Below are 3,812 nucleotides of genomic sequence, written 5' to 3'. Positions count from 1 at the left end.
CATGTCTTTCTTGCGATCGACCAGATACACGTAGCCGGTCTCGTCGACATAACCCACGTCGCCCGTGCGCAGGAAGCCGTCCGGATACATCACGAGCGCCGTCTCGTCCGGCCGGTTCCAATAGCCCCGCGTGACCTGCGGACCGCGCACGCAGATCTCGCCGTTTTCGCCGATGCCGAGTTCGCGGCCCGCGTCGTCGCGGATCGACAGATCCGTGGAGGGCACGGGCAATCCGATGGATCCATTGAAGATCTTGGTGTCCAGCGGATTGATGGTGACGGCGGGCGACGTTTCGGTCAGGCCGTAGGCCTGGGCGATCGATACGCCGGTCGCCGCGCGCCACCGGTCCGCCACTGACCGCTGCACCGCCATGCCGCCGCCCATGGTGAGCCGCAGGCGCGAAAAATCCAGGTGGGCAAAATCCGGGTGGTTGAGCAGCGCATTAAAGAGCGTGTTGACGCCGGTGAATGCCGAGATCGGCACCTTGCCCATTTCCTTGATCAGTCCGGGAATGTCGCGCGGATTGACGATGAGAAGGTTGCTCGCGCCCAGCTTCATGAAAGTCAGGCAGTTCGCCGTCAGCGCGAAGATGTGATACAGCGGCAGGGCCGTGACGATACATTCTTCGCCGTCTTTCACCAGGGGTCTTACCCACGCGTAGGCCTGGCTCACGTTGGCCACCATGTTGCCGTGCGACAGCATGGCGGCCTTGGCCACGCCGGTCGTGCCGCCCGTGTATTGCAGGAACGCGAGGTCCGCAGGCGAGAGCGGCATGACGGTGTAGGGCAGGTCGCGCGCTGCCCGCAGCACATCGCCCAGTTTGTGCGAGCCGGGCAGCGACCACGCGGGCACCATGCGCTTGACGCGCCGGACCGCAAAGTCCACCAGGCGCCCCTTGATCGGACCCAGCATTTCCCCGATGGAGGTGACCAGTACATGCTCGACCTGCGTGCCGGGCAAGGCCTTTTGCAACGTGGCTGCGAAGTTGTCCGCGACCACGATCGCGCGGGCGCCGGCATCGGCCAGCTGGTGTTCAAGCTCTCGCGCGGTGTAGAGCGGATTGCAGTTGACCACGATGCAGCCGGCACGCAGGGCGCCGAAGAGGCAAACGGGATACTGCAGCAGGTTGGGCATCATCAGCGCGACGCGGTCGCCGCGCGCAAGACCGTGGGCGTGCAGCCATGCCGCAAAGCGGCGCGTCAGCGCGTCCAGTTCGGCATAGGTGATCGACTTGCCCATGCTGATGTAGGCCGTCTTGTCGGGAAAGCGCCGGAAGCTTTCCTCGATGATCGTCACCAGCGTTGTCTCGCCGTCGGTCTCGATCTCGGCGGGCACACCGTAGGGATAGCTCTTGTGCCAAATTCGTTCCATGTCTTGCGGTTCCGTTGGGGCGCAAGGCCCTAGTTGCCCAACAGGGCTTTCTTCAGGGAAGCCTGCGCGGGGCTGTCGCCCAGCCAGACGCGCAGCAATGCGCGGGCGAAGGCGGGATCGTCGATGCGTCCGCGCGGCTTGCCGTTGCTGGCGATGGCCACGCCACGGGCGTCGAAGTCCAGGTCGATGACGTCGCCTTCGCGCGCGGCGCCGATGTCGGCCATCAGGTGCGACAGGCGTTCGGCGGGTTCTTTCAACGCGGCCAGCGCCTGCGAGGGCGTATTGTCGCGCAATCCGTCCTGTAGCGCGCCGTCCAGGCTCTTGCTGTCCACGTCGCGCAGCATTTGCAGACGGATCCGGCGCGGCTCGGTGCTGGCGATGATCGCGGCGGCGTCGTGGGTCTTCGTGGTGACGTACAGCGCCGCCACGTAGACCTTCACGACGAAGCGGGTGCGCAGGCCGGCGCCGTTCAGCGTCAGCGCGTGGCCGCCTTCGGCAAGCTGTTCGGGCACGCGCACGCCGGCGACGTCGACGTCAGCGTGGGCCGGCGCGCCCGCCAGGCTGGCCGCAAGAATCAGACTCAGGGCGGCGGCGCGCCCTCCGGGGTTGAAACGCATTGGTCACCTCCAGTGTTCTTCTGTTTGTAGAACTTCTTGTCTGCGATGTAGATCGTGCGTTCCACGACGGCGTACACGACGTCGTCCTTGTCCTTCAGTTCGACCGTGTAGGTACGGGTGGTTTCATGATGCGAGGCGAGCAGGCGCCGGATTTCGGCGATCTCGCCCGGCGGCAGCCGGAAATCCACGTACAGCGTGGTGTAGGCCGGCTTGCGAAAGCGGATCGATGCCGCCTTGTCCCACACGATGTGATCGGCGCCCAGTGCCGACATCAGCATGGTCGGATGCGCGCCGTCCGTCACCGCGAACAGCGAGCCGCCGTACATCGACCCCACGATATTGCGCGTGCGGCGCAAGAGCGGCAGCTTGATGCGGATGTGCTGGAAGTCCGGCGACACGTGCAACACGCGGCCGCCGGTGGCGCGAAACGCCGGATGCAGGTTGAAGCCCACCCGCATCAGGCGCGCGCGCCACTCGGGCGACAGGTTCTTGAACCAGTAGGGCTTCACGCTGTCCGCCGTCTGCTTACAGGGCCTCGAACAGGCCGGCGGCGCCCATGCCCGTGCCGATGCACATCGTCACCAACCCGTACTTGCCGCCGGTGCGGCGCAGCCCGTGCGTGATCGTGGCGGTGCGGATCGCGCCGGTGGCGCCCAGCGGGTGGCCCAGCGCAATGGCGCCACCCAGCGGGTTGACCTTGGCTGGGTCCAGCTTCAGCTCGCGGATCACGGCCAGCGACTGCGCCGCGAAGGCTTCATTGAGCTCGATCCAGTCCAGCGCGTCCTGCTTGATGCCGGCGCGGTCCAGCACCTTGGGGATGGCGGCGACCGGACCGATGCCCATGACCTCGGGCGGCACACCGGCGACGGCAAAGCCCACAAAGCGAGCAAGCGGGCTGAGGCTGAATTCGCGCAGGATGCGGTCGGACACCAGGATCACGGCCGCCGCGCCATCGGACATTTGCGAGCTGTTGCCGGCCGTCACGCTGCCGCGCGTGGAGAACACGGGCTTCAAGCGGGCCAGCGCTTCCAGGCTGCTGTCCGGGCGCGGGCCTTCGTCGACCTCGATAAGCCGGCGCGCCACGCGGACCGCGCCGCTGGCGCCGTCCGGCAGATGCGTGACCACTTCATATGGCGTGGTCTCGGCGCGGAAGTGGCCGGCAGCGATGGCTGCGCATGCCTTCTGGTGCGACGCCAGCGCAAAGGCGTCCTGATCTTCGCGCGACACCTTCCAGCGCTCGGCGACCTTTTCGCCGGTCAGCCCCATGCCGAACGCCATGCCCACGTTTTCCTCGTGCGCAAAGATCTCCGGGTTCATGGACACCTTGTTGCCCATGATCTGCGGCATGGCGCTCATGGATTCAGTGCCCGCGCCGATCATGATGTCGGCCTCGCCCATGCGGATGCGGGCGGCGGCGTCCGCCACGGCCTGCAGGCCGGACGCGCAGAAGCGATTGACGGTGACGCCCGCCACGCTTTGCGGCAGCCCCGCCAGCAGCAGGCTGATGCGGGCCACATTCATACCCTGTTCCGCCTCCGGCATGGCGCAGCCGGCGATGACGTCCTCGATGCGGGCTGCGTCCAACCCCGGCACCTGCGCCAACGCGCCATTCAGCGCGGCGGCCAGCATGTCATCGGGGCGGGTGGTGACGTAGGCGCCATTGCGCTTGCCCACCGGCAAGCGCGTCGCGGCGACGATGTAGGCGTCTTGGATCTGCGTGCTCATATCCATTTCCTCAAATATCATCAGTGAGAAAAAACTATCCGACTCCCTGCGCTGAACACGCCCTCACCAGGCGGGGCGGCGCGGATCCGGCTCCGCCGG

General features: G+C 66.6%; 4 protein-coding genes. All 4 read right to left on the bottom strand.

Features of this window, described 5'->3' with window-relative positions:
- The coding region (locus B3446_RS01405; RefSeq protein ID WP_291376875.1) for an AMP-binding protein at window positions 1-1,371 on the bottom strand (1,371 nt) is incomplete at its 3' end.
- A gap of 29 nt (window positions 1,372-1,400) precedes the next feature.
- Entirely contained in the window at window positions 1,401-1,988 is a 588-nt protein-coding gene (locus B3446_RS01400) for a chalcone isomerase family protein (RefSeq protein ID WP_291376874.1), read from the bottom strand.
- On the bottom strand, window positions 1,952-2,497 hold the full coding sequence (locus tag B3446_RS01395; RefSeq protein ID WP_175126195.1) for a DUF4442 domain-containing protein: 546 nt from the start codon (window positions 2,495-2,497) through the stop codon (window positions 1,952-1,954). Before B3446_RS01395 ends, B3446_RS01400 begins: the two co-directional genes overlap by 37 nt.
- Window positions 2,498-2,513: 16 nt before the next feature.
- Complete coding sequence (locus B3446_RS01390; RefSeq protein ID WP_291376872.1) at window positions 2,514-3,713, bottom strand: acetyl-CoA C-acyltransferase; 1,200 nt, start codon at window positions 3,711-3,713, stop codon at window positions 2,514-2,516.
- Between the last annotated feature and the right edge of the window lie 99 nt (window positions 3,714-3,812).

It is taken from the genome of Achromobacter sp. UBA5777 (assembly GCF_002418565.1).
GTDB classification, from domain to species: domain Bacteria; phylum Pseudomonadota; class Gammaproteobacteria; order Burkholderiales; family Burkholderiaceae_B; genus Achromobacter; species Achromobacter animicus.
Note: the sequence above shows the minus strand (reverse complement) of the source record. Positions and strands in the feature narration are given on the sequence as shown.